Genomic DNA, 24,617 nt, shown 5'->3' on the forward strand with positions numbered 1-24,617 from the left:
AACGGTTCTATCCTAATTTTACACTCATTGAGGGAAAAATGCACCCACTTTTTGAAATTTTCTTTACGCAAAGTGGATGTTAATTTCAGAAAGTGGATGTTAGTTTAAATATTGACCTCCCGTATCTGCTATCATCCCCTCTGCGGGTATGTATAGTAACAGCATTCGCGTATTTAAGCCTTCTTCGGCACAGGGCAGCTCCTCACTTTAACGTCTCCGACAGAGTGCTGCAAATAGACGGTACAGCCTGAACAATATCTTGTATCCTCCGCACCAAATCCTCTCTGTCCAGTCTCCCGAAATCGGTTGTATCCAAAATTACCTGCGGACCATTTGCCGTAAAAGAATCCATCCCCCTCTGCGTAATCCCTTCCACAAAACGCTCATAGGATATCTGTACCGGGCTGTTTATTTCTTTGCTGCCCGGGTAACAGTCATTCACCACATGGCCCGGATGCCTCCCGGGATCGCGGTTCCTTTCCAAAAACCTCTGATATATAATCTTATAATCCCCTGTTAAAGTGACCGTAATCGCCTCATATTCATATTTTTCCAGAATGGTGAGCAGACCCTCTTTTGACACATTCTCAAAATTATTTTCCAGGATAAAAGGCCGGGCGCTTTTCATAAGTTCTTCCGCCAAATCATACATGATCTGCATGCTGGCAATCCCCAGCTTCACCTTCTCTTCTCTCGACCGAAAGCCAATCGTATCATACATGCATTCCTTGATCCTGTCCTTCGAAATCACGGGCAGGCCGAAGGCTTCTGCCAGGAACCGGGCCATAGTACTCTTTCCCGAAGCGGGAATGCCTGTTACAAGAATACAGTACATTTTTTAGTCCTCCTTTTCGTCCGCCACATCACAGGCAAGCCCCATCTCCTCCGCCTGTGTCAGAAAATCCTGTGAAACGTCTGCATCGGTTATCAGCAGGTCATAATCCGACGCTTTACAAACGGAATGAATGGAGGTTTTTCCTATTTTTTCCGAAGGATATACGCCGATATTCATGGTGCTGCTCTCCATAACCGCTTTCCCGAATTCCACGCCTGCGCTGTCATGGATAGAAGCTCCGAAGTCCAGGGAAAAGGCTGTATGGGATAAAAATGCTTTGTCGATCCGGATATTTTTTACCATCCGGACGGTGTAATAGTCATGGCAGTGCCCGCGCGAAGACATTTCCCCTCCTAAAAAAATAACCTTACAGCATTCCTTTTTCCGTAAAACATCCGCTATGGTCACTGAATTTGTCAGCACGGTAACCTGCAGGCTGTCCGGTATATTAAGCGCCATATAATAGCCTACGGAGGAGGTTGTGATATATACTACTTCCTGCTGTCCGATATATTCCAATGCCTTTTTTGCCACGATCAGATAATTCTTTCTCACCTCCGGCAGATCTTTTGGGGTATAGGTTTTCTCCGGGTAAATGCCTTTCGGCTCCGCCGGCAGAGCCCCGCCATGGGTCCTCCGGAGCAGTCCTTTTCTTTCCAGTTCCCTTAAATCTCTTCTGGCACAGTCCGCGGATACCCCGTAGATTTCCTGGATTTCAGATACGATAATCCTGCCTGTTTCATTCAGCCTTCGTACAATATCTTTCTGCCTTTCTTCCATAAACATGATGCTTCCCCCTCTTATCTTTTCCTGTTGACCTATATTTTCCTGTTGACCTATATTTTCCTGTTTATCTATGTTTTCTTAATTAACCTGTATTTATCTATTTACATACGTCTTCTTACTCATTTTCTTATTTATTCTTGTTTTTTCTTATCTATAATTTATTGTACTCTTTTTTTATACAAATAACAATCCTCTGTCTCCATTTTCACCGGAAAACAAATGCCTGTTACCATTTATCCCAGCCCTGCAAACCAGCCATATTTTCAATAAAAAACCGGGCGGAACGACTGTTTTCACAGCCATTTCCGCCCGTTCCCTGTTATTTTACTCATATCCAGATTCTGAAGCACTTGATTTCAAAAGGCCCGAAATCCGCATGGATCGTATTTCCTTCTGTCTTTCCGTCATATTCTTCCAGAAGATTGCAGGCCGCGTATGCACGGACTGGATAATCGGAAGTAATCTCAACCGACGCCCGGCCGCCTGTGATCTCATGCATATGAACCACGAAGCCGTCACCGTCCTCCGCCTGTTTCACCGCATCAATTTTCACCGCATCGCTGTTCTTCTTTATGAATCTGCCCACCTGTTCCTTTACGGCACCGGCTATGCACAGCGCCGGCTGGTTCAGCAGAATGCCCTGGGTAAAGGTTTCTTCTCCCAGGCCGCCCGCATGGGGAAGAAGTGCGTAGGTAAAGAAATGCTCGCCCATATCCGCTTCGGTATCCGGGGATTTGGCGCTCTTTTGCAGAGAAAGCCCCATCACATTGTCTTTGATGCCATAGCCATATTTACAGTCATTGAGCAGGCTTACCCCGTAATTGCTCTCAGACAGATCGGCCCACTTATGCCCGCAGACCTCAAACCGTGCCCAATCCCAGCTGGTATTCCAGTGGGTGGGCCGTTCCACGAAGCCATACTGGATATCATAGGAAGCCTTGGTTGCGCGGATATCCACCTCAAACAGTGTCTTCAGCAGACGGTGGTCCTCATGCCAGTCAGCCTTCGTGACAAAATCAATCCGGCGGTTATCGGCATAAACAATCATGTCCTGCTCTATTTCCGATGCGCGGTAACGGTAAACAAAGCGGATTACCATGCGCAGCGGCCCGTCCTCCAGGCAGCGGATATCACATGCCGGAATATCCTCATGCTTCTGTGTATAGTAAATGTCAATATCCCAGGCATCATAGTTCATAGGCTTATCTTCATAGATACGCAGTATATTGCCCTTTCCTTTTAACACCTGCCTGCTGTTTTCTTTATCCCAGAGGCCGGTAAAGGCTCCGCCCTCTTCCCATTCGATTCTGTAATAAGGCGTATCCAGGCAGCGTTTTCCCAAATCCAGGGCAAAGGGGCTGTCCGGTTCCTGTGTCTTTTCCCGGGTAAACCGGATAACGGAAGCGGATAACGGTTTTATTTCCGTTTCCACCAGCCAGCCTTCGGAAATCTTCTGCGCAGGCAGAACCGCACCGTCTTCATCGGTGAAAATACCGTCTCTGTCCTCCGGAATCACCACCGTTTCTTTGCAGTCAATATCCGCAAAGCGCATCAGGCTCCAGCTGTCTTCCGCCGTGCGGCATAAAACATCGGCCGCCTCCTTCTGCATGTCGCCCACTTCGTTCCAGAGCGTTTCGTATTCCCTGGCGGTATCCTCATAAACCTCATGGATGGAAGAACCGGGAATAATATCATGGAACTGATCCCGCAGAACGGTTTCCCAGCAGTCATGCATGCGCTCTGCCTGATACGTTCCGCCGGCAAGGCCGGAAAGCACGGAAAGCCATTCCAGCTGTCCCAGGGCATTTTCCATCTTCCGGTTATTGCGCTTGTTGCGGGCCTGGGAGGTATAGGTCCCCCTGTGGTATTCCAGATAGAGCTCCCCGTCCCAAAGGGGTACATAGCGATCCGTTTTCTCCACGTTTTCATGGATTTTTTCAAAAAATTCCTGGGCATTTGCGGTTTTGATATTCGGCATGCCGGGGATACGGTTAATCGCCCGGATATTTTCAATCATGCTTCTCGTGGTTCCGCCGCCTCCGTCTCCGTGTCCATAGGAAATGAGAACCTCCCGGCTCAGATCTTTATTTTTGAATTTACGCCAGGTGCCGATAATGGTTTCGGGAGTGATTTCTCCATTGTAGGTAGAGCCTCTGCCCGTTACGGACATGCCGGGGGAAGGTACGTCCACAAAATATGTCAGCATTTCCGTCCCGTCGATCCCGCGCCACCGGAACAGGTCGTTGGGTACGGTATTATACTGGTTCCAGCTGATTTTCGTTGTCATAAAGGTATCCAGGCCGCACAGCTTCATAATCTGAGGAAGTGCCCAGCTGTAGCCGAACACGTCAGGCAGCCACAGGAAATGGCATTTTTTTCCGAATTCTTCTTCGATAAAACGGATCCCGTACAGGAACTGACGGGCAAGGCTTTCCCCGGAGGTCACGTTGCAGTCCGCTTCCAGCCACATGCCGCCGTCCGCCTCCCAGCGGCCTTCCTCTACACGCTGCTTAATGCCCTCATATATTTCAGGGCTGTCTTTTTTCAGGAATTTATATAGCTGAGGCTGTGTCTGCAGGAAATGATATTCCGGATACTCCTCCATAAGCCGAAGGACCGTGGCAAAGGAGCGCTGCGCCTTCTCGCGGGTATGCTTTAACCGCCACAGCCAGGACACATCGATATGGGTATGGCCTGTGGCATATACAGTAACCGCGCTGTTTTTGGGCATGCCGTCCAGCGCTGCCTTCAGAAAAGCCAAAGCTTCGGCCCCTGTCTCCGGCAGGCGGTCTTTATCCCAGTCCAGAATAGCCATCGTTGCGTCCAGTGCCCTGGCAAGCTCAGTCCGGTCCGTACTGTCCTCGGCAAGATAGGTAAGGCTTTCCGCAGCGGCGGAGGCCAGATAGTAAAGCTCATCCAGATTGTTATCCAGATAGCCGATCTGTGCTTCCGCAATCCGGTGATACTGGGTACGGACGGGGCCGCCGCCTTCCAGTCCCGACCAGAGCAGGAAGGTCATAAGAACCGTCTGTCCGGCAAAAGGCGTAAGCACCACTTCACGGTGGTTGGTGTCCACTCCCTGAAAGGGCTGCCCGTTTATGTACAGAAGGGCCTCAAAACCGCTGTTTCCGCCTCCTCCTGTCCTGCCGAAATTAAAATACCCCATGACCTTGCAGCCTTCTTTTTCTTCGGGTATTGTAATTTCCCTCTGCAGCCAGATATAGCGGTCGCGGCCTGCAAATTCATCCCCCAGCCGGATTTTATCACCGGCAAAAGCTTCCGGACAGCTTGTATACACTTCATCAGCATCAAGCCCTCCTTCCTTTGTGTAAAACCAGTCTACGCTCTGCATCCCGGTCCATCTGCGCCCTTCCAGTTCTGCGGCGCGCTGTCTGAATTTTTCCTTTTCAAAAAACATGCTTCCTCTCCTTTTTCTTTCCTTTTTATTATTTCTAAGACGGCTGTCCGGCCATATGCCGTACAAGCGCCCTTTTTACCTTTCCTACCACATCTCCCCCGTTTTTCTGCTGCTGCATGATCAGCAGAGTCATCTTTTCCCGCGGATAATTAAAAAAACAGCAGCCAAGCCAGCCATCCCAGCAGTATTCTCCCCTCAGGCCGGGTGAAGCCGCCATGGACGGCTCCTTCAAAACCCGCATAAGCCAGCCGTAGTCATACCCCTTCTGCCCGAACCAGCGCTCAAAAGCCGCCTGCTGCGGCTGTGTCAGCCCCACTGTCATCATCTGTTCCACGGATTCCGGCTTCAGAATCCGGGTTCCGTTACCGCTTCCTTTTTCCAGAAGCATCCCGGCAAAGAGGGCATAATCCTCAATGGTCGATACCAGTCCCGCCCCGCCGGATTCATAGGCGGCGGGTCTGTCCATCCGGTTCCTTATTCCGAGGAAGCTTCCCTCATAGGGCACGAGGCTGTTATCCTCCATCCGTTCATACGCTTTTGCCAGCCGCCGCTGTTTTTCTTCCGGAACAAAAAAACCGGTATCCTTCATTCCCAGAGGGGCAAATATTTTCTCCTCCAGGAATTCCCCGAAGGTTTTATGTGCCGCCTTTTCTATAACAGCTCCCAAAATATCCGCGGAGATCCCATATTTCCAGGATGAGCCCGGCTGAAAAAGCAGGGGAATCTCTCCCGCCCGTTCCGCAAATTCAAGGGTTGTCATGGGGTTATCCCCCTTCAGCCTTTCCTCGGCTTCCGCCAGCAGCTTCCTTGTTGCCAGCTCCGTGACCGTATCGTCGTCCCCATAGGTCAGGCCGGAAGTCATCGTGAGGAGATCGGAAATAAGTATCGGCCTGTACGCCGGTTCCGAATGATCCCCGCACCAGACCCTGGAATTTTTGAAGCCGGGCAGATACTCGCCTACCGGCGTATCCAGCTCCAATTCCCCGCTCTCCGCCAGCAGCATGGCTGCGGCGGCAGTAACAGGCTTCGTCATAGAGTATAAACGGGAAATGGTATCCCTGGCAATTGTTATTTTATTTTCCCGGTCCGCATATCCTTCTCCAAGCCAGCAGACCTCTTTTCCATCCTTCAGAAACAGCAGGCTTACGCCTCCCACTTCCTGCCTGTCTACCGCTTCTTTTAAGATATCGCTCCATTCTTCTGTTAATTTACTCATTGTCTGCCTCTTTCCTTATGTTCTTTTTTATCCCGGCGCTCTTTCGTCCTCCCGCTGCCTTTTCTATTCCTCAACACCGTTTCTGTACTGAGAAGGTGTTATGCCCAGTTCTTTTTTGAATTTTCTCCGAAAGCTGGAGACATTTTCGTATCCTACCTCCAGACAGATTTCCTCGATAGGCTTTGAGGTATTCCGCAGCAGCTCCTTCGACTTATGGACACGCAGATTCCAAAGGTAGTCCGAAAAATTTTCATTGAAATACTTTTTGCATAAATAACTCATATAGGCAATGCTGACATGAAATTTTTCTGCCATCATCGCAATGGATAAATCCGTGGATGTATAGGACTGTTCGATAAATTCCTGCAGTTCACCGCTCTTGATTGTCAGGTTTGACAGCTCATTCTCAAACAGAGTTAACAGCAGCATAAAATGGTTCCGGATATCTTCGCTTTTCTGTTCATACGTAAAGCTTCTGATATAATAAAGCGTCTCAAAATAAATATTATTATAAGCGCTGAATTTGATATTCTGCTGGTTCATGCTGGTTATGATCGTCGTCAACACCTCCGTAAGCACGCTTCGGGAATAAAATGCAGGGAAATCCGACTGATCCAGGGTATGGAAAAATTGCCGGACAGCGGTTCCTGCCTCCTGGAATTTCAGCTGGTTCAGAAGGGAAGCGAAGCTGCTCAGTTCCTGGTACGGATATTTATAGGTACTGTCGCCCTGCACATCCATTTCGTCGAAAAAAGCGATCTCACAGGTTCCCCCGTAATTGCCGGCCTGCATCGCATTCGCATACAGGTTCGGAATGTCCAGCGGCGAGGATGAGCCGTTGCTCAGCGCAATTCTGCAGCCGGAATCTTTATAATAATCATTCAGAAGGTATTTTAATACATTTATCTTATCCTGATCCTGACCGCCGTAATAAATCAGGTAAGAACAGTATTCCGCCGTCATTTCCAGCCGGATGCAGAAGGAATCATTATTGGGAAAGGTCCGCAGGAAGAAGTTCCGGAAGTTCCTGGTTACATAGTCCATCCCTTCTCCGTTTTCCGGAGAAGATATTTTGATTACAAACATTAAGCTGCCCGGTTCCCCGTTGAAAAGTCTGTCCATATTTTCCGATGTTATCTCTTCTCCGTTTTCATTTACAATGGTGTCAAGAACGGACTCCTTCATTATACTGTGGTATTTGTCAATCTTTTCCTGCAGCTTCTTCTGCTCCAGAAGTGCCGATGAGAAAGCGGAATCCAGCTGAGACACCAATCCCCTGCTGTCATTATCCGCACCGATAAACTTCTTGCTCAGCCGATGCAGCGGGGAATAGGTGAGCCGCATACCAAACAGGATAAGCAGCAGCCCCACGCAGCCTGCTGCGGCAAAAACCATATACATGTTGATAAAGGCCTTGCTTGCATATTGAAGCAGGATATCCTTGGAAAAGCATACGGTTAAATATAAATTGGAATGCAGGGGGAGGGTATAGATGATTTCATCCCCTTCGTCGTTTTTCTGCAGGCCGAACAGATTCATCTGCCCCGCAAGCGGGATCACACGCTGTTCACCGGATGCGGAAATGATATTGTTTTCCCCATCCGTGAGATATACCCCTGAAATTTCCTCAGACAGCATGTTATTAAACCTCGTGATGATCTCGTCGGCATCGATTATGTAGAATAATTCATATTTTTTGTTTGATACGCTGGGAAACAGCAGCAACAGGGAAAGATCCTGATTTTTCACATAAACAATGGAGTTCTTATTATCATGGCCGTATCTTCCCACCGGAATTTTCAGTGTTTTCTGGTTCAGAGAAAAATAGTACTCCCCTTTTGACTGGTAGATATAGTTTTTGCAGGCCAGGATATTTCCTCCGTTATTCTGGATATAAACGATATCGGATACGAGAGGATTGGCACTGACAAATTCACGCATGTCACTGATGCTTAAGGAGCTGTACCAGGTGGATCCGGGGGAATGGCGCAGCATTTTCAGATTGGAATTATTGCTGAGGTTGTAATGGATATTGAATACGTGATCCAAATCATTATTGAAGCTCTGCTGAAAAAGGATGAGCTTTTCCTGTATGCTGGTATCCCTGCTTGTGGAGTAGGCTGTCCTCAGCTGGTTTCTGAATGCTATGAAAAAGCAGAGCAGAAGGAAGCTGAGGAGGAAAAAATAGGATAGGAAGTATTTCAATAGGGTGTGGTAGTTGATTTTTTCAAAACGTTTCCTGATTTTCTCCATGCGGCTTCCCTCATTTCATTGATTGTCGGAACTTTTTATTTGTTGTGCGGAGTGCGGCCCGCTGCGGCTGCATCCCTTCTGCCTGGCCCGGTGTTTCCCGGCGCGTAGGTCCGGCCCCTATGGGGACCTTAGAGGGGACGCTTTCGCTCGGATAAACACGCAGCGGTACTAGGGTTGCAAAAAACGCAACCCAAGGACCGGCGAGTTTATGACGCCCCTTACAGGTTCCCCATAGGGGCCGGACCTACGCGCCGGGAAACGCCGGGCGGGCAGAAGGGATGCAGCCGCAGCGGGCCTGGGGGGATGGAAGGCTGTAGTTAGGGCAAAAAAGTGATAGTGGTATAGTGTGATTATAGGTTAGCAGGCAGGGGTTTGTAAAGGAATGGAGGAAGGCGGTTGTCATTTTTTGGGGCTATAATCCGGGGGTAAAGCTTTTGTGGGGGTTAGGGGGTGTATCTGCATGTATAGGTGCCTGGAAGGAGGGGCTTTTGGGGGAAGCCGTCTTCGAATTGCCAGGATTGGGGGAGGCGGATGGTGCCTTTTAGTTGTGGGGGGGGCTGGATGTTTAGTTGGATTGTGTCGGGTGGGGCGGAGGGGTGGGGATTTTGGGGATCTGTTGGGGGTGTTCGGTGCCATTTTATTGTTAGTTTGCCGGAAGGCGCCTGGTAGGCGGCCTGGGCTTGGGTGAGGGGCTGGATGAAGTTGGGGGCCAGGAGGATGTAGTCGGGGTCATCCAGGTGGGGGTTGGGGTTGATTCCTGTTATTGCGCGGATGAACCAGCTGCTGATGTCTCCGAAGAAGTGGTGGTTTTGGGAATGGGGCTGGGCTTCGGGGGGGAGGAAATCTTCCCATAGGGAGGTGGCTCCTCTGGTTATCCAGTTGGCGTAGGACGGGTAGTCTTTTGTGGTAATCATTTGGTAGGCAAGGTCGGCGTGGCCGTGGTCCGAGAGTACGTGAAAGAGGACACGGAGGCCAAGGGCTCCTGCGTTTATGTGGTTGCCGGCCTGGTGGATCAGCTGGAGGAGGCGGGTGAAGGCGGCGGGGCGTTCGGCTTTTTTGAACAGGCCGTAGTGGATCGCCATGGCCTGGGATGTCTGGCAGGCGCCTGCGGCTGTCATGGTGGAGAAGTCAATGAGGTATTTCCGGAAGGACTTTTTGAGTTGGGTCATGAGGGTGTCTGCGTAGTGGTATTCGGGTTTTCTGTTCAGTCGTTTGAACAGGTATTTGGCTTCTTCCAGGAGGTGGACGGCTGTGGCGGTGGAGGTGACTTCAACGGGGGCTTTGTGGCCTCCTCCGCTTTTTCCGGTTTCGCACCAGTCGCCGAGGCCTGTGTCGATGAGTCCTTTTTCATTTCTGATTCCGGAGAGGTAAAAGAGGTAGCGGAAGATAAAAGGGGTGGCTTCTTCGGCTGTTTGCAGGTCTCCGCGGAGTTTCAGCAGGTAAAATGGGATTTCTGTGATGACCTGATCCCAGGCGGGGCCGCAGCCGAAGCCCCAGCCTGCGGTGGGGACGATTCCGGGGAGGCTGCCGTCGGGGGCCTGGGAGAGTTCCACGTTATGAAGCCATTCCCGGAGGGAGTCTTCTGCGGCGAGGTTCATCAGCATGTGTTCGGCCGACAGGGCGGCGTCTCCTGTCCATCCGTTTTTTTCGCGGTGGGGACAGTCTGTGGGGAACCAGAAAAAGTTGGAGATTGTGGCGTTTCTTGTCATTGCCTGCAGTTCGTTGGCTATGGGGTCGGAGCAGGAAAAGCTTCCGATTTCCTGAAAGTCTCCGCCCATGACATGGTATGTCAGGAGATCGGGGAGGGCCTGGTCCTTTTCAATTCCTTTTATATAGGCGTATCGGAAGCCGTAGTAGGTAAAGGAGGGGATGTAGGTCTCTTCCTTGTCTCCGCGGCATATGTAGGTGCTGTTCTGTACCCGGTCGGTGTATGGGAAGTCATATTCGGGGAACATAAGGTTCTTTTTTTCCAGAATGCCGTCATGGTACCATTCGGCATAGGATATCTGTATTTTCTGGCCCGGTTTTCCCTTTATTCTGAGTTCGCATACTCCTGCGGTGTCTGTGCCGAAATCATAGAGGTAACCGTCTTCATAGGGTATGATGGAAATGGCTTTTCTGCGTTCGTAGGTTTTAATGGGTGATGCCTGGCATAAACGCATTTCTCCGCGGGGAGGGGTCACTTTGAGAGCCGGGTTCCATGCCGCATCCGAAAAGGAAGGGGAACACCAGTCGTCAATGGAAAGTCTTGCGTCATAACAGTCGCCGCTTCTGAGTTCATTTTCCAAAAGCGGTGAGGGATGTGTGCGGAAGGTGGTGTCGCTTTCTATGGTAAGGCATTCGCCGTTGTCCAGTGTCATGTCCATGCGCAGGGCCGTCATGGGGGCGCTTCGCCATCTGGCTTTGTCAAAATCCCATACAAAACCGCCATAGGCGTTCTGCATGCCGTTTCCGAGGATGATGCCTATTACATTGTCTCCCCTGGTTAAATAGGGGAGTGTGTCATAGCGATCATAATAGATAACGTCGTCCGGGTTACTGATGTATGGCGCAAGTATGGATTTGGTGATTTCGGTTCCGTTGATAAATACCTGGTAAAAGCCCAGCCCGGTAATGAGCAGCTCCGCCCTCCGGGGCGCTGCGTCCAGGGTAAATTTCTTTCGGATATAGGGTGCGGGTACCTGATGGTCAAAATCCGCGTAATCCGTTGATGCACTGATAAACTGCTGTGGAAAATTCATACTTATACCCCCCTGCATATCGCAGGCCTGTCTGCGATACTGCTCTGATAAATCGTTTGGAAGTGTCTTTCTTCCAAACTTCCAGACATGCCGCCTGCGGCGGCATAAACAATCTGTGAGAAGAATGCCTGTCCTTGGCATTCTTCCGTGTGAAACATAGAAAATCTTAGGCAGCGTATTTTGCCGGCTTAGATTTTCTTTTCACACTTCTCACTTTTCTCTTCCTTCTTATTTATTTACTATGATACATCCTTCCGCATCTCTTTTCCATGAAACGGAAACTGTACCGGCGCTGGTCCGCAGGAAACCTTCCGCCCATGTCAGAGCTTTTATATCCGCCGGATCTACAAAAAGGTCAGTATATCCGCAGCTGCCTTCCTTCTGCCTGATGCCGAGGATTTCGGTAAACAGCAGCTTCACCACGCTCCCGAACATGGGATGATCATGGGAATCACTTCCCTCCCATTTTTCCCATAAGGTGGTTGCGCCGTTTTTCATCATCTCTGCAAAGGAAATCCTGCTGCGGTTGGCAAGCATAGTAAACGCCAGATCCGCTTCTCCCTCCCGGAAAAGCCGTTCCACTAAAACCGGAGTTCCGAAGATACCGGTATCCAGCCTTCCCAGTTCTTTATATTTCGTAATCAGATTTTCCTTTGTCCGGGCCGTTCCAAGTCCCAGATTTAAGGCGAATGCATTGGCGGCCCCGATTCCGCCGCAGAAATCTTCCGTCTGTCTGTCAAAATAAGTATTTACCACCGCATCCCTGGCCTGACGGAGACGTTCCTCCAGCCATTCCGGTTCCTTCTGATGCAGAATCCGCGCGGCTTCTTTCGTTTCCTGCAGTCCCTGTATATAATAATACGTATTTACAAATGCCGCCGGTATCATCTCCGGCTCCGATTCCGGGGCACACCATTCGCCCAGGCACCAGCCGCCTTCCTCTTCCCGGACAACCAGGCCGTTTTCACAGCGGGTATTCATGTATTCCAGCCAGCGGACGATTGCCGGATAGCCTTTCTCCAATAAGCTGCTGTCCCCGTATACCCGGTAATAATTCATGGGGATGACATAGACCGCGCCGCCCCAGCCTCCCGGCCCGCCTCCTCCGCCAAGAAACGGCGCCGTATGCGGGATGTGTCCCGTATCGGCTCCCTGGCTGTCCAGGATGTCCTGATACCATTTTTCATAAAGCTTTCCGCTATCAAGCAGCAGCATGGCGGTTTCCGATGTCAGCTGGCCGTCCCCCGTATACCCCAGCCGCTCCCGGTGCGGACAGTCGGAAGGGATACCGTTATGAAAATTATTGATCTGGGTTCTTATGTAAGCATCATAAAGCCAGTTTAAAACAGGATCCGAGCATCGGAAGGAAGACAGCACCGAAACATCCGAGCACACCACCGACGCGCTTACCGCCTCCCCCGGCCCCTCCACTTCAAAATACCGGAAGCCGTGCCAGCAGAATTTAGGATGTACTGTCATAGAAGAGCCGTTACAGATATAACAATCCTCCTGGATCTGCCTATTCCCTCCTGCAGACAGGAAATCCAGCCCATGCCCGCTCCCGTCAAGCTCCTCACTATACCTTACCCGTATTTTTTCTCCTTCCTTCCCCATACAGCGGATCGAAACCCATCCGGCAATATTTTCCCCGCAATCATACAGCTTCCTGTCACCGTTCTTTTCCAGCAGCACCGGTTCCATACTCCGCAATACCCTGTCCCCGGGACACGTCTGCTCCGTGAGCACCGCCTCCGGTGCATGAGCAGGCCGCGCCGGTTTCCACTCCGATAAATCGGCACCTTCCCTGCACCAGTCCTCCTGCACCAGCCTGAGATCCAGCGTCTCCCCGCAAAACAAATTATTTTCCGTCACTTCCCCCGGCTTCCAAAGAGTTTCCGGATCGCTCTCCAGGAAAATTTCTTCTCCATTCTCCTGAAGCATCGTCAATTCATACCGCAGTTTAGGAAATCCAAAAATAAATTTCCCCTCATCCACCCGTTTCGTCTGATGATACCAGCCATTCCCAAGCTGAACCCCAATAACATTCTCTCCCTTTTTCAAAAAAGGAAGCAAATCAAACGTCACAAACAGACAACGATACCCGGTACGTTCCTCCCACACCGGATAAGTCGTATCACAGCCAAGCACCGAAGAATAATTCGTCACAGCAGGAATAAACTCCTGATCCCCCACCCGTTCCCCATTCACATATAGCAGAAAATACCCCAGCCCGCAGATCTCAATCTTCGCCTCCCCCGGAATCTCCTCCAAAAAGAAACTCCTCCTGAAAAGCGGAGCCTCACACAAATTATCCCCCTGTATCCAATGCTCATTTTTCATCTTTTCTTTCCCTCCTTCTCCAGTACCCCTGCCGCGCCGCCCGGCCCCTGCCTGCTTGCCTCCGGTTCCGTCCTCCGCCATGCCATCCTGCTCTTTGCGTTCCGCACGCGCCGGCTTCGGCCAGGCAGTATCCCCTGAAGGGGCCGTATAAAAACGCCGGTCCTTGTACCGTGTTGTATGAATATTACAGTAATGAGTGCTTGATATTCCTGTCAGCGCAAGGCGGAGAAGGGAGGCGATGCGGTGGCATCGTTGACCGACGACAACGCGGTGCTGGCAGGAATAGCGAGTACTCATTACTGTGATATTCATACAACACGGTACAAGATTGCGTCCTCTGCAATCTTAGTACCGCTGCGTTTTTATCCGAGCGAAAGCGTGCCCCAGAAGGGGATACTGCCTGGCCGAAGCTGAGCGGCACACAAAGGGCCAGGCAATGCGGCGGAGCACGGAACCGGAGGCAAGCAGGCAGGGGCCGGGCGGCGCGGCAGGGGTACGCTCATCCCTTCACCGAGCCAATCATGATTCCTTTGACAAAATGCTTCTGCACCAGCGGATAGAGGCATAAAACCGGAACCGTGGATACAATAATGGAGCTGTACTTCAGCGTCTGCGCCAGCTGCGTCTTCCTCATGATTTCATCCGGACTCATGGAGCTGGTTATCTGCAGAGTCATCTGTGTGGAAAGCAGCAGCTTTCTTAAAATGGACTGCAGCGGCAGAAGCTGCTGGGAATTAATATAAATCAGCGCGGAATAGAAATCATTCCAGTGTCCCACAGCATAAAAAAGCGTGATGACCGCCAGTATGGGCTTTGACAGCGGAAGAACCACCTTCATCAGATACTGCGCCGTGTTGGCCCCGTCCAGCTGCGCCGCCTCCAGCAGTTCATCCGGTATACTGTTTATAAAATAGGTCCTGGTGATAATAATATTGAAAACGGAAACCGCATTGGGAATCACCATCGCCCATATCGTATCTATCAGATGCAGTTTATTCACCACCAGGTAAGTGGGAATCAGCCCTCCGCTGAAATACATGGTCACCATAAAAAGAAGCATGAAAAACTTCTTCGGCACAAAATCCTTCCGTGAAAGCGGATAAGCACCGCACACGGTCAGAACCATATTGATGGCGGTGCCCAGTACTGTATAAAGAATGGTATTCGCATACCCCGTCCAGATCGTTTTATACTTTATGACTTCCTCATAGGCAGCCAGCGTAATTCCCCTGGGAAAAAGAACCACATGCCCCTGCCATACCTCCGAAGGGTCACTGATCGAAGCGATCAGCACAAACCAGAGCGGCCACACAAAAATCACCAGCAGCACCAGCATGATAAGCAGGTTGACAATATCAAATACCTTATCCGGATCTATCTTTCTTTTTTTAACTGATCTTATTTTATCCATACCTGCTCCTTTACCACAAGCTTTCATTGGCAAGTTTTTTTGATAATTGATTCGCCGCGATGACCAGCGCCATATTAATCACGGAATTAAACAGCCCCACCGCCGTGGAATAGCTGTAATTATTCTGAACCAGGCCGACCCGGTACACATAGGTATTGATAACATCGGAGGCGCTCATATTCAAATCGTTCTGCAGCAGGAAGACCTTTTCAAATCCCACGTTCATTAAAGATCCCATCTGCAGAATAAGCAGCATGATAATGGTGGACTTGATACCCGGAAGATCAATGTGCAGAATCCTCTGTACCTTTGTGGCGCCGTCCATAATCGCCGCTTCATGCAAAGCCGGATCCACACCGGATAAGGCCGAAATATATATGATAGAGCTGTACCCCATGCCCTGCCACACACCGCTCCACACATAGATACTCTTAAAATACTGAGGCTTGCTCAGAAAATCCTGGGCTTCCCCTCCCAGCGCAACAATGATCTGATTGAAAATCCCCGTATTTTTATCCATAAAAATAGCGATCATACCGCAGATAACTACCGTGGAAATAAAATAAGGAGCGTAAGAAACCATCTGCAGCGTTTTTTTCAGATGCTTGAGCCTTAAATAATTTAAAAGAAGTGCGAATATAATGGGAATCGGAAAACCAATCAGCAGCGTATACAGACTGATTCCAATTGTATTTTTCAATAACAGGGAAAAATTGAAGCTTCCGAAAAACCTTTCGAAATATTTAAGCCCTACCCAGGGGCTTCCAAAAATACCAAGCTTTACTTTAAAGTCTTTAAATGCCAATATCACGCCGCTCATGGGGGCATATGCAAAAACAATAAAGTACATGAGAACCGGCAGAATCATCAAATACAGAATCCAGTTCTTTTTAAAATCATCTATGAGCCTGAGCCGCAAGGGCCTCACCAGCTCCGGGCGGAGATTTTTCTCCTTCCCTTTCGTGCCTGAGACAGGTAATTTATTCACGTCCGTGCATCCCCTTCCATGTGTTCCGGCTTTTTCAAGCTAAGAGGAAGCCGCGGTGAAACGGCTTTCCTCTTAGCTTCAGCATTTTTATTTACAGCCTGCCTATTTTGCATTGCTGAAAGCATTCTGATAAATTTCAAACAATTCAGATGCTCCCATCGTATTCATTGTGGATACATAATCATCCCAGCTGTCATCCAGATCGATAGCCCCGGTAATTACCTGTGCGCCATACTGGTTGATGTAGCTGTCAAGATCTGCTTTTAAAGATGCTATGGTTTCTGTTTCTTCTGTAGTATAAGTCATGGCAGGAAGTGTGAGCTCGCCATAATCCAGCATTTTCGCACGCTGTGTAATCAGATAGGATTCATCAGGGTCCGTAATTCCGGTAAACCAGAAATCAGGCTGGATACCAGGGAAGGCTGTCTGATATTTCAAGGTTCCTTTTTCACGTACCGTTGCAATATCGTCACCGATAGGTCCCCCGATATTCCAGGACCAGGTTCCGTCCCCATTATCCACATAGGAATTTCCTTCCACACCGAGCCAATATAATTCTCCGCCTTCCTGAGTGTAAAGCTGATCCGCCCAGGCGACCAGTGTTGCCGGATCGTCACAGGCATCCGTAATCATCATGCTGCCGTGCATAATACCTGTGGACTGTGGATAAACCTGACCTGCAAAAGGGGTAAGCGTCTGGTATTCTTCGTCCTGATCGCGGCCTGCAAACTGGAAGGATGCAAGAGCGCTGAAGCATCCCAGCACATCCCCGGAGCTTCCCATTGCCGCAATCTGATCATAATTCTGGGTAAAACTGGCAGGGTCAAGAAGCCCTTCCTTATAAAGGTCAGTAAAATATCTTAAAAATTCTTTGTAGCCTTCCTCTGTAGGGATATATACAAGCTTCCCGTCCTGAATGGCAAGCCAGGTATCCGAATCCAGGTTATATCCAAAATAAGGAAGGTAATTCCTCAGATAAGACATGCCATCCGGTACTGAAAGAGGAATTTCATCATTAGGATCCCCGTTTCCATTGGCATCCTGCTCCTTAAATGCAGTTAACACCTCATGAAATTCATCCAGGTTCTTAGGCTCCGACAATCCCAGATTATCCAGCCACTGATAGTTCAGCCAAATATGGAAACCGGCTTCCAGCTCCGCTCCGGTATTCAGCGCGGGCATTTCATATACATGGCCATCCGGTGCGGTTATGTAAGGCCACAGCTCTCTTTCATCCAGCAGGCTTGTAAGATTGGGCGCATAGGTTCTGATATAATCTTCCAGAGGGACAAACACACCCTCGGCTCCGTACTTATCAATATCATTTTTCTTCAGACTTGAGAAAATAAAGACATCCGGGTAATCTCCTGCGGAAAGGATAAGCCCTTCTTTTTCCGACGCATCCTCCTGAGGAATACTGTTTACATCAAAGGTAATATTGCTCTGTTCATTCAGATGCTTGAATGCATCCACCTCATCCATGGGTGTATCACCATTAATAATACATAACATGGAAAAATTCTTTGTCTCCGCAAGCGGGAAGGTTATCCCTTCTGATTCCCCTGCCGCTTCCTCGGGCACCGCCGCTGCAGAAGCCGTTTCCGTCGTCCCGGCTGATTCCGTAGTGGTGGTTCCCGTAGTTTCCGATGCCTTGTTTCCGCAGCCGGACGCCAGTGACGCCACCATTGCAGAAGCAAGCAGTACTGCCAACACTTTTTTCTTCATAGACCCTTTTCCTCCTATACATTGGAATATCTGGCAAATTTTCTTTGCAAGGTTCATTATAGGAATCCTTTCTATATATAACAAGGACATAACTCTTTTCTTTTATTGGAAATATGTGCCTTCTGAAACCCTTGAAAACAGGGCATTTCTGCGATTCAGGAAAATCGGACAGTACAATATTTCCATCTCTTTATGGAAATATTGCACCCTGCGGGATGGTTTTGAGTAATTATGGAATTGAACGATGTCCTGGCATCCCATGAAAAAAGCCCAGCCGGTTTAAAGGCTGGACTTAAAGTTATATGTTTTATTTTTTCTCTACTGCAATCCATATCTCACAGGTATAGCCGGGATCGTCCACATCAGGAGAGGGATACACTTCAAAATCCGTACCGCCGCAGGGCTGGTATTCGCTCGCCGGAAAAAACTCACTGCTTACCTGATGGTACAGCCTGGTAAACGCCTCCGGCATTTTCCCCTCACACCGGAACACGGCATAGGTATGCGCCGGTATTTCCTCTACGGTCAAATCCGGTTCCGCAACCGGTTCTCCATTATAATAACCGCCAATGGCATAGGGATAATTGCTGTCAGCCGCATCCTTTCCAAAACTGGCGCCGACGATACACTTCCCGAAAATGTTATCCTCCGGGATATATCTGGCCAGCGTCTCAATCGTCCCGTCCGCCCCGCACTGCTGCCAGAACTGAGCGAGATCCGAGCCGGGCAGCTCCTTTTGGGCGGAACATCTTACCTTTCTACATACGATTGGGAATGCATCCTTTATTTCAATCCGGTAGTCCGTCATATGACCTCCGTCCATGGTTAATTTCACAAAAAGGCGGGAAAAGGATTTCAGATTGGCCCCGTTTCTTACCTGGGAAGGAGAGACACCATGAAAACGAGTGAATGCACGGCTGAAGCTTTCCTGTGTATCATAGCCATATTTCACTGCAATATCCAATACCTTCGCATTCGTAGAAGCAAGCTCATTTCCCGCAAGAGTGAGCCGGCGCATGCGGATATAATCTCCCAGCGTATAGCCGCACAGGATACTGAAAATACGCTGAAAATGGAAAGGGGAGGAATAGGCCTGCTTCGCAATCTCATTATAATCCAGGTCTTCGGTGATATGAGCTTCCATATAATCCACAGCTTTTTGAATTCCGCTGATCCAATCCATTTTCTCTGACTCCTTTTCTGCAGCAGCATTACATGAATATTACAGTAATGAGTGCCTGCTATTCCTGTAACACTGTGCCGACTATGCAAATATAGGGACTATTTGTTCTGTGAGCAATTCCATTATCGGGACCTGTCTCCGTATAAAACAGGAAGTGACTGCTACGGTCAGCGCCTTCCGGGGATTTACCAAAATGATATTTCCGGCGTCGCCGATGGCTGCATAGCAATGGTTTCCGCCGATTTCAAGAAGCCACCACAGATAACCGTAAGGCATTTCTCCCCAGCGGCTTTGTTCCCTTGTACTCTCTTCAATCCAGGCGGATGATAACAGCCTTTTGCCATCATATACACCGCCGTTCCTGTATAATTCACCGATTTTAACCATATCCCGCGGTCTCAGACACAGGCCCCATCCTGCGGTATTCACACCCTTAGGATCTATTACCCAACCGGTAGGATGGCATTCCTTCAGGAACGCAAAATGTTCTTCTTTATTATGCAGGACGATATTGCGGGGCTTTTTTATTCCCAGAGGGGTAAAAAGCCGTTCTGCGGCAAAATCGGCTATCGGCATTCCTGTAGCATTTACGAGAATTCCTGACAAAATCTGCACGCCAACTGTGGAATACTTGAATTCGCCGGTGATACCGGCCCGTCCTCCTAATAAGTCCAGAGCTGCCTGTACCCAGTCGGGGCTGGAATACACTTTGGTGTAGGGCTCCGATTTGTATTTGTATGGCGCGGTCATTGTCAGAAGGTTTTTTATGGTGATATCCTGAATTGTTTTTTCTCCGCGTTTAAGCTTATAGTCGGGGAAAAAGTCGAGGACTTTTTGATCGGGGCTTTTGATATAGTTGTTATCTATGGCTATGCCGATGAGGGCTGATAAGATGCTTTTGGTTACTGACATGACGTGGGTGGTGTTGTCAGGAGTGTAGCCGTTGAAATAGGCTTCGTATATATTTTGGCCGTTTTTATTGATTGCAATGCCTGTAATATTACTATATTCGGTTGTAATCAGAGCTTCAAGGGCCTTGATTTGTTTATCCATTGTTTCCTCCGATGGGATTCGTTCGGTATAGGGTTATAATCAGTGCCGAATTCATTATAGGAGGAAATGAGGAGAAGGGCTTGACTTTTTGTGCGCTGAGGTGTTATGAGGATGGGAATTGGATAATAGCCGGCTTTACCATGTTTTTCCCAATCCCGCTTTACATATTCCTGCACAAATCCTACCTTTTCGTAAAAGGGCTGGCCTCCCGCAACACAGGAAAGTGCACCTAACTCTTTTGTTCTGCGCATAGCTTCGTATAGTGCTGCTTTTGCCAATCCCATTTTTCGATAATCCGGATCGGTACACAGCGGCTCCAGGTAGGCTTCCCTGCACTCCGGTTCATACCACATACCACAGTAAACGGCATAATCTCCATTCGGAGCCTTTACCACAAGATTGAGTTCCGGCCGGAAGTGAGGGCCGGACTGCATTACCCGGCGGGTATCAATACTGCAGTCCGGTTCATTGGGATGATCGAATCCCCTCCACATAACCCGATTGATTTTTTCCAGATCATTTTCTTCCTGAAGGCTGACGATTGAGAACCCCTCAGGCAAAGGGCATTGAGGAACCTCTCCGGAAAGATCAAAAAAACCGGCCCAATCGCTGTCGGCTGCCATGTGATATCCCTGCCTGATTAACAACTCTTCCATTTCCGTGTCGGTATTATGCAGCCGGCTGACGCGGAGGGTTCTTGTTCCATCGGCATTCATTACTGACAGATTTTCTTCTGCATAATGTAAGAGCTCTGGTTTCAGGAATGCGTAATCAGGGTTGATTTGAAGCATAAATTCACCCAGGAACCATTCTAAAGTCGCAACCGTTACAATTTCACCATTATCTTCCCAAATGCCTATCCTTGGGAAAAGGAGCCATGGGGCAAGGCTGTGAGTGTGCATATATTCCCATTCTGAGGGATAAAAGTTGCCGTCTGCATTGTGGTATTGGTGATTCTTGATTAAGAATTGATGGATGGGTTCGAAGTCACTTAATGGTTTGTAATTTCTTACTGTTATGTTCATGTGTGTTTTCCCCTGTATCCTTTTGCGAATTGATAATGTGTATTTCTGTAATCTTTTGATGCTTTATTATGTAATTAAAATATAGTAGTTTGAAAGAGATAGAACTTTTGTGTCGATTTTTTGTAAGCGGTGAATCACATGGCGCATAGACTTTCCCCATCGCTTACACATGTTCAAAAAATTTAAACAGTCAGGGCTGGATGTTCTTCAACCGTTACTGTTTCAACATCTATTAATCCAGAACAGTGCTCTTTTATGAAATCACTCCATGGCAGTAATTGTTCCATACCATCAGGCCTATTTTTGTGACCCGGCATGTACAACAACAATGTATAGATATATTGGAACACGTTCAGATTGTTTGCTTTTGCAGTCTCTACGAGACTATATATGATGGCACTTTCATTTGCACCTGCGACTGATGCATGAAATAGGGAAGCCTTTCTTCCGATTGCATAAGATTTTGCCATCCGTTCTGCTGTGTTGTTAGATAATTCGCAGCACCCATCCTGCAGATAAGTGCATAGACTATCCCTGTGATTTTGGGCATAGTTCACCGCTTTAGACAGTTTACTACTCTTGGTAGTGTTTAAGGAGTCAAGCCATTTCCAGAAATTATCCCATACTGGAACTTCCTTCTCGAACCGTTTTGCTTTTCGTTCCTCAGGCGATAAATCCTTAAATTCCCGTTCCAGATAGAAGAGTTTATTACAATAAGCAACTCCTACTTCTGCCGGAATGTACTTCTCAAGATTATCCTGTGGAATATCAGGCTCTTTGATGGCTATTGGTGAATTGATATCCAGCAGCTTCATAGTTTTCTTCTTTTCTGCAGGCAGCGCTTCATAGAACTTTCTTCTGCAGTGGGCCATGCAACATGCAAGCAATACATCAATTACCTTATTGTAGCCTTGATACCCATCGCACTGGAGTAATCCATGGAATCCTTCTAAAAATTCCTGTGGATGAATACCTCCCCGCCCTGGCTGATATTCATACAAGACGATTTTAGGTAAGCCATCTGTGCCGGAAGTGTAAATCCACATATAAGATGTAGACTGTGCTTCCTTTCCTTCTTCACGAAGTACCTGACAGGTAGTCTCGTCAGCGTGTATTACTTCACGCTTGATCAGTTCCCTATGAATAAGATCATAGATAGGGAATAGATAATTCTCAGCTACGATAATACACCAGTTAGCAAGGGTTTCTCTTGGGATTTTTGCTCCCAGTTGCGTAAATACGGATTCCTGTCTGTAATAAGGAAGCCCCATAAAGCACTTGCTGAGCATAACAAAGACTACTGCAGAAGCAGAGGCAGGGCTGTGTGGAATGAATGCACTTGGTACTTCTCCTTTTTTGAAACTGCCATCGTGATCCTTTTTACACGCAGGACAGATCAGTACCTCCTGCATATATCGTACTCTTTCAACAATAGCAGGAGTAATACGGATTTCTTCCCTGACGAAGGTAGGCTTCATGGGAATCATTTCTGAGTTGCACCATTCAGAGAAACGTTCTGCTTCCGGTACTGGACAGATGATTTCTTTTACAGGAAGATTACCATAAAGTTCATCTCTTGTAGCTTTTGGCTTACGGTCTCTCGTATAGCTTTTTCCCCAAATAGATTCCTTTTTATCATCAGATTCCACTGTTTCTTCTTTGTTGGAAGTTCTCTCACTTTTCACACCGAAGAATTGTCGTCTGAATTCACTTAAGGTTTCCTCAAGATTTGCTTTCAGGCTATGTAACTCATCAATCATGGTTCTTAATTCCTTGATGGTTTCTTCCTGATCCTTAATACGAGATGCCTGTGTCTCGATAACCATTTTTAAGAGTTCATTTTCACTTTGTGCTGACATCTCGTACCTCCTGATTTTTTCTTTCATCATACCTAAAATCAAGGGGTTTGACAAATGACGGCGATATCACATAGGGTCATTTTGACGGTGTATGACTTACTGGGAAACAGTGTAAAATCACTGGTTTCACAGCATTTGTGGAAGTGTTATCCACATCAATGTCCTGAAACAGAAGGCAATACACGGATAAGTTTCCGGTTCAGGGTATTGATGTGGACAACCACAATTAGTTGATAAAATCGAGGGCCCATAAGTTTTTTATTTTCTCTATAATGCACAAATCAGAAGACTTTGTTACTGTTTTTTGGTACAGGACGGATTGCTTTTGGCTGTTCTATGGACAGCCCTTCTCAGCCATCGAAACTCCTGTCTTGTAATTGCTTTTACCTCAGCAGCATTTCGAGGCCATTGAAACCTGCCCTCACTGTCCAGGCGTTTATAGATTAAGCAAAACCCATCCTTGTCGAAATACAATGCCTTGATGGTGTTACACCGCTTACCACAAAACAGATACAGTGCATTTGCATAAGGATCCATCTGATAAGTGTCCCGGATAATTGTCATGAGGCCGTCTATGCTGCGTCTCATATCAGTTTTTCCTGTTACCAGGTAAATCTTGGCAATTCCGGAAACATCACCTAGCACAGGAACGGCAACGCAGATATGGTATTTTTGATTAATTCCTGTGTTGCACTATTGGCAATCTCAACGGTTATTCCCTGAATGCTTAGGCGAACAGCTACAGTGTTATCTGTAATACTGGAGGATGCTGATGGATTATTGTTAGTCATGATAGAAGGAACATCATCCATAAACAATGGGACAACTTCTTGGACATCATTCCTCTGTCTGGAAAAACTATTTTCAGGAATGTCACAGGCTTTCTTTCGAAGCTGTTTTACGTGATAGTAAAAAGTAGGTGATTTTATTTTGTGTTCCTGCATCCATTGTGCATCGGATTTTCCACTTGTGCGACACTGCTGGATCAGATCGAACCAGCGGCGTTCTGAGACTGTTAAGTTTTGAGGATATCCCATTGGGGTACTAGCTCCATTTCTTGATAGACTGTGAAGTAAAAAGTTCAAGCTCAGGAAATATATATTTATAGTGAAAAGCTCAATCAATAATTAACTCTAGATCCTGATTCATTTACTTCATGTAAATAGATTATCTCATATCAGGAACGACCTCGGGAACGCTATGTTATTCATCGCTTACGTTAATTTATAGGTAAGCGCAGGATTTGACGCCTACTTCGGTTCCAATGATACCATCATAAATGAAGAAAAAATAAAGGGAAAAATAGAATAGTATTGCCGGAAAGCGGCAATACTATTCATAGAAACAAACGTCGTATTTTGAAAAAACTGTCATACAAACATAGGTAAAACCAAATCGTGGAGTGCCGAAAAAGGAAACCGGGTACATACCAATTTATGACAATACACAGTTATATAGACAGTCTCGTCTCTGGCTTATTAATATTCTGTTGCCAACTTCATTAATTGATTTTTATCAATCGTAAAAACTTATACAATTTATTTCCGTGTTTTGAATCGTCTGGTTTTTTAGATCTTAAAACAAACATAAAAGACACGTGTATTTTCATCGACCAAATGCCGTTCTTCTGGCCGATGTGATTTATTTATAATTCGTGTCATCTGCGGCGATATCTCAATCATACCTAATTGAATTTGCAGCCATCTGCTCATATCCTGCGAACTTGAAATAATATACCCTGTTGGAACAGATGTTATCTTTACTAGCATTACATATGGATATGT

General features: G+C 47.7%; 16 protein-coding genes. All 16 read right to left on the minus strand.

What is annotated here, in order from left to right:
• Positions 1 to 202 precede the first annotated feature (202 nt).
• The 16 genes from BLA28_RS19450 to tnpA all read right to left on the minus strand — a co-directional run bounded on the left by BLA28_RS19450 (position 203) and on the right by tnpA (position 23,870).
• Positions 203 to 835 carry an AAA family ATPase gene (locus tag BLA28_RS19450; RefSeq protein WP_069157661.1) on the minus strand — a complete coding sequence of 211 codons (633 nt, stop codon included), beginning with the start codon at positions 833 to 835 and terminating at the stop codon, positions 203 to 205.
• Between the two features lie 3 nt (positions 836 to 838).
• Positions 839 to 1,621 carry a DeoR/GlpR family DNA-binding transcription regulator gene (locus tag BLA28_RS19455; protein WP_069157662.1) on the minus strand — a complete coding sequence of 261 codons (783 nt, stop codon included), beginning with the start codon at positions 1,619 to 1,621 and terminating at the stop codon, positions 839 to 841.
• A gap of 328 nt (positions 1,622 to 1,949) precedes the next feature.
• Positions 1,950 to 5,039, minus strand: coding sequence for an alpha-mannosidase (locus BLA28_RS19460; protein WP_069157952.1), 3,090 nt, complete (start codon positions 5,037 to 5,039; stop codon positions 1,950 to 1,952).
• A 34-nt stretch (positions 5,040 to 5,073) separates the two neighbouring features.
• The gene (locus BLA28_RS19465; protein ID WP_069157663.1) at positions 5,074 to 6,255 is read right to left on the minus strand and encodes a serine hydrolase domain-containing protein; all 1,182 of its coding nucleotides are present in this window, start codon (positions 6,253 to 6,255) and stop codon (positions 5,074 to 5,076) included.
• 63 nt (positions 6,256 to 6,318) lie between these two features.
• On the minus strand, positions 6,319 to 8,508 hold the full coding sequence (locus BLA28_RS19470; protein WP_069157664.1) for a helix-turn-helix domain-containing protein: 2,190 nt from the start codon (positions 8,506 to 8,508) through the stop codon (positions 6,319 to 6,321).
• Between the two features lie 443 nt (positions 8,509 to 8,951).
• The gene (locus tag BLA28_RS19475) at positions 8,952 to 11,249 is read right to left on the minus strand and encodes a family 78 glycoside hydrolase catalytic domain (protein WP_169897272.1); all 2,298 of its coding nucleotides are present in this window, start codon (positions 11,247 to 11,249) and stop codon (positions 8,952 to 8,954) included.
• Between the two features lie 228 nt (positions 11,250 to 11,477).
• Positions 11,478 to 13,520 carry a family 78 glycoside hydrolase catalytic domain gene (locus BLA28_RS19480; RefSeq protein ID WP_169897273.1) on the minus strand — a complete coding sequence of 681 codons (2,043 nt, stop codon included), beginning with the start codon at positions 13,518 to 13,520 and terminating at the stop codon, positions 11,478 to 11,480.
• Positions 13,521 to 14,088: 568 nt separating this feature from the next.
• Positions 14,089 to 15,000, minus strand: a complete 912-nt coding sequence (locus BLA28_RS19485; protein ID WP_069157667.1) for a carbohydrate ABC transporter permease — start codon at positions 14,998 to 15,000, stop codon at positions 14,089 to 14,091.
• Between the two features lie 10 nt (positions 15,001 to 15,010).
• Positions 15,011 to 15,988 carry an ABC transporter permease gene (locus BLA28_RS19490; RefSeq protein ID WP_069157668.1) on the minus strand — a complete coding sequence of 326 codons (978 nt, stop codon included), beginning with the start codon at positions 15,986 to 15,988 and terminating at the stop codon, positions 15,011 to 15,013.
• A gap of 102 nt (positions 15,989 to 16,090) precedes the next feature.
• On the minus strand, positions 16,091 to 17,713 hold the full coding sequence (locus BLA28_RS19495; protein ID WP_169897274.1) for an extracellular solute-binding protein: 1,623 nt from the start codon (positions 17,711 to 17,713) through the stop codon (positions 16,091 to 16,093).
• A 307-nt stretch (positions 17,714 to 18,020) separates the two neighbouring features.
• Positions 18,021 to 18,896 (minus strand): AraC family transcriptional regulator, encoded by an 876-nt coding sequence (locus BLA28_RS19500; RefSeq protein WP_071699296.1) that lies wholly within the window; start codon positions 18,894 to 18,896, stop codon positions 18,021 to 18,023.
• An 81-nt stretch (positions 18,897 to 18,977) separates the two neighbouring features.
• A complete protein-coding gene (locus BLA28_RS19505; RefSeq protein WP_071699297.1) occupies positions 18,978 to 19,949 on the minus strand; it encodes a serine hydrolase domain-containing protein in 972 nt (323 codons plus the stop codon).
• Positions 19,916 to 20,974, minus strand: a complete 1,059-nt coding sequence (locus tag BLA28_RS19510) for a GNAT family N-acetyltransferase (protein ID WP_081365632.1) — start codon at positions 20,972 to 20,974, stop codon at positions 19,916 to 19,918. The genes BLA28_RS19505 and BLA28_RS19510 overlap by 34 nt, the downstream gene beginning before the upstream one ends.
• A 182-nt stretch (positions 20,975 to 21,156) precedes the next feature.
• Positions 21,157 to 22,833 carry an IS66 family transposase gene (gene tnpC, locus BLA28_RS19515; RefSeq protein WP_143131507.1) on the minus strand — a complete coding sequence of 559 codons (1,677 nt, stop codon included), beginning with the start codon at positions 22,831 to 22,833 and terminating at the stop codon, positions 21,157 to 21,159.
• Positions 22,834 to 23,127: 294 nt separating this feature from the next.
• The gene (gene tnpB, locus BLA28_RS19520; RefSeq protein ID WP_278336441.1) at positions 23,128 to 23,478 is read right to left on the minus strand and encodes an IS66 family insertion sequence element accessory protein TnpB; all 351 of its coding nucleotides are present in this window, start codon (positions 23,476 to 23,478) and stop codon (positions 23,128 to 23,130) included.
• Complete coding sequence (tnpA, locus tag BLA28_RS19525; protein ID WP_071699300.1) at positions 23,472 to 23,870, minus strand: IS66 family insertion sequence element accessory protein TnpA; 399 nt, start codon at positions 23,868 to 23,870, stop codon at positions 23,472 to 23,474. Before tnpA ends, tnpB begins: the two co-directional genes overlap by 7 nt.
• Positions 23,871 to 24,617: the final 747 nt, after the last annotated feature.

This window comes from Eisenbergiella tayi, assembly GCF_001881565.1.
Classification (GTDB): Bacteria; Bacillota; Clostridia; order Lachnospirales; family Lachnospiraceae; genus Eisenbergiella; species Eisenbergiella tayi.

Excerpts from the sequence above, each read along its gene's own strand:
- BLA28_RS19450 (WP_069157661.1), bottom strand. The coding sequence starts at position 835 with ATGTACTGTATTCTTGTAACAGGCATTCCCGCTTCGGGAAAGAGTACT.
- BLA28_RS19500 (WP_071699296.1), bottom strand. The coding sequence starts at position 18,896 with ATGGATTGGATCAGCGGAATTCAAAAAGCTGTGGATTATATGGAAGCT.
- BLA28_RS19505 (WP_071699297.1), bottom strand. The coding sequence starts at position 19,949 with ATGGATAAACAAATCAAGGCCCTTGAAGCTCTGATTACAACCGAATAT.
- BLA28_RS19465 (WP_069157663.1), bottom strand. The coding sequence starts at position 6,255 with ATGAGTAAATTAACAGAAGAATGGAGCGATATCTTAAAAGAAGCGGTA.
- BLA28_RS19485 (WP_069157667.1), bottom strand. The coding sequence starts at position 15,000 with ATGGATAAAATAAGATCAGTTAAAAAAAGAAAGATAGATCCGGATAAG.
- BLA28_RS19510 (WP_081365632.1), bottom strand. The coding sequence starts at position 20,974 with ATGAACATAACAGTAAGAAATTACAAACCATTAAGTGACTTCGAACCC.
- BLA28_RS19470 (WP_069157664.1), bottom strand. The coding sequence starts at position 8,508 with ATGGAGAAAATCAGGAAACGTTTTGAAAAAATCAACTACCACACCCTA.
- BLA28_RS19475 (WP_169897272.1), bottom strand. The coding sequence starts at position 11,249 with ATGAATTTTCCACAGCAGTTTATCAGTGCATCAACGGATTACGCGGAT.
- BLA28_RS19455 (WP_069157662.1), bottom strand. The coding sequence starts at position 1,621 with ATGTTTATGGAAGAAAGGCAGAAAGATATTGTACGAAGGCTGAATGAA.
- BLA28_RS19460 (WP_069157952.1), bottom strand. The coding sequence starts at position 5,039 with ATGTTTTTTGAAAAGGAAAAATTCAGACAGCGCGCCGCAGAACTGGAA.
- tnpC (WP_143131507.1), bottom strand. The coding sequence starts at position 22,833 with ATGTCAGCACAAAGTGAAAATGAACTCTTAAAAATGGTTATCGAGACA.
- BLA28_RS19495 (WP_169897274.1), bottom strand. The coding sequence starts at position 17,713 with ATGAAGAAAAAAGTGTTGGCAGTACTGCTTGCTTCTGCAATGGTGGCG.
- tnpA (WP_071699300.1), bottom strand. The coding sequence starts at position 23,870 with ATGGGATATCCTCAAAACTTAACAGTCTCAGAACGCCGCTGGTTCGAT.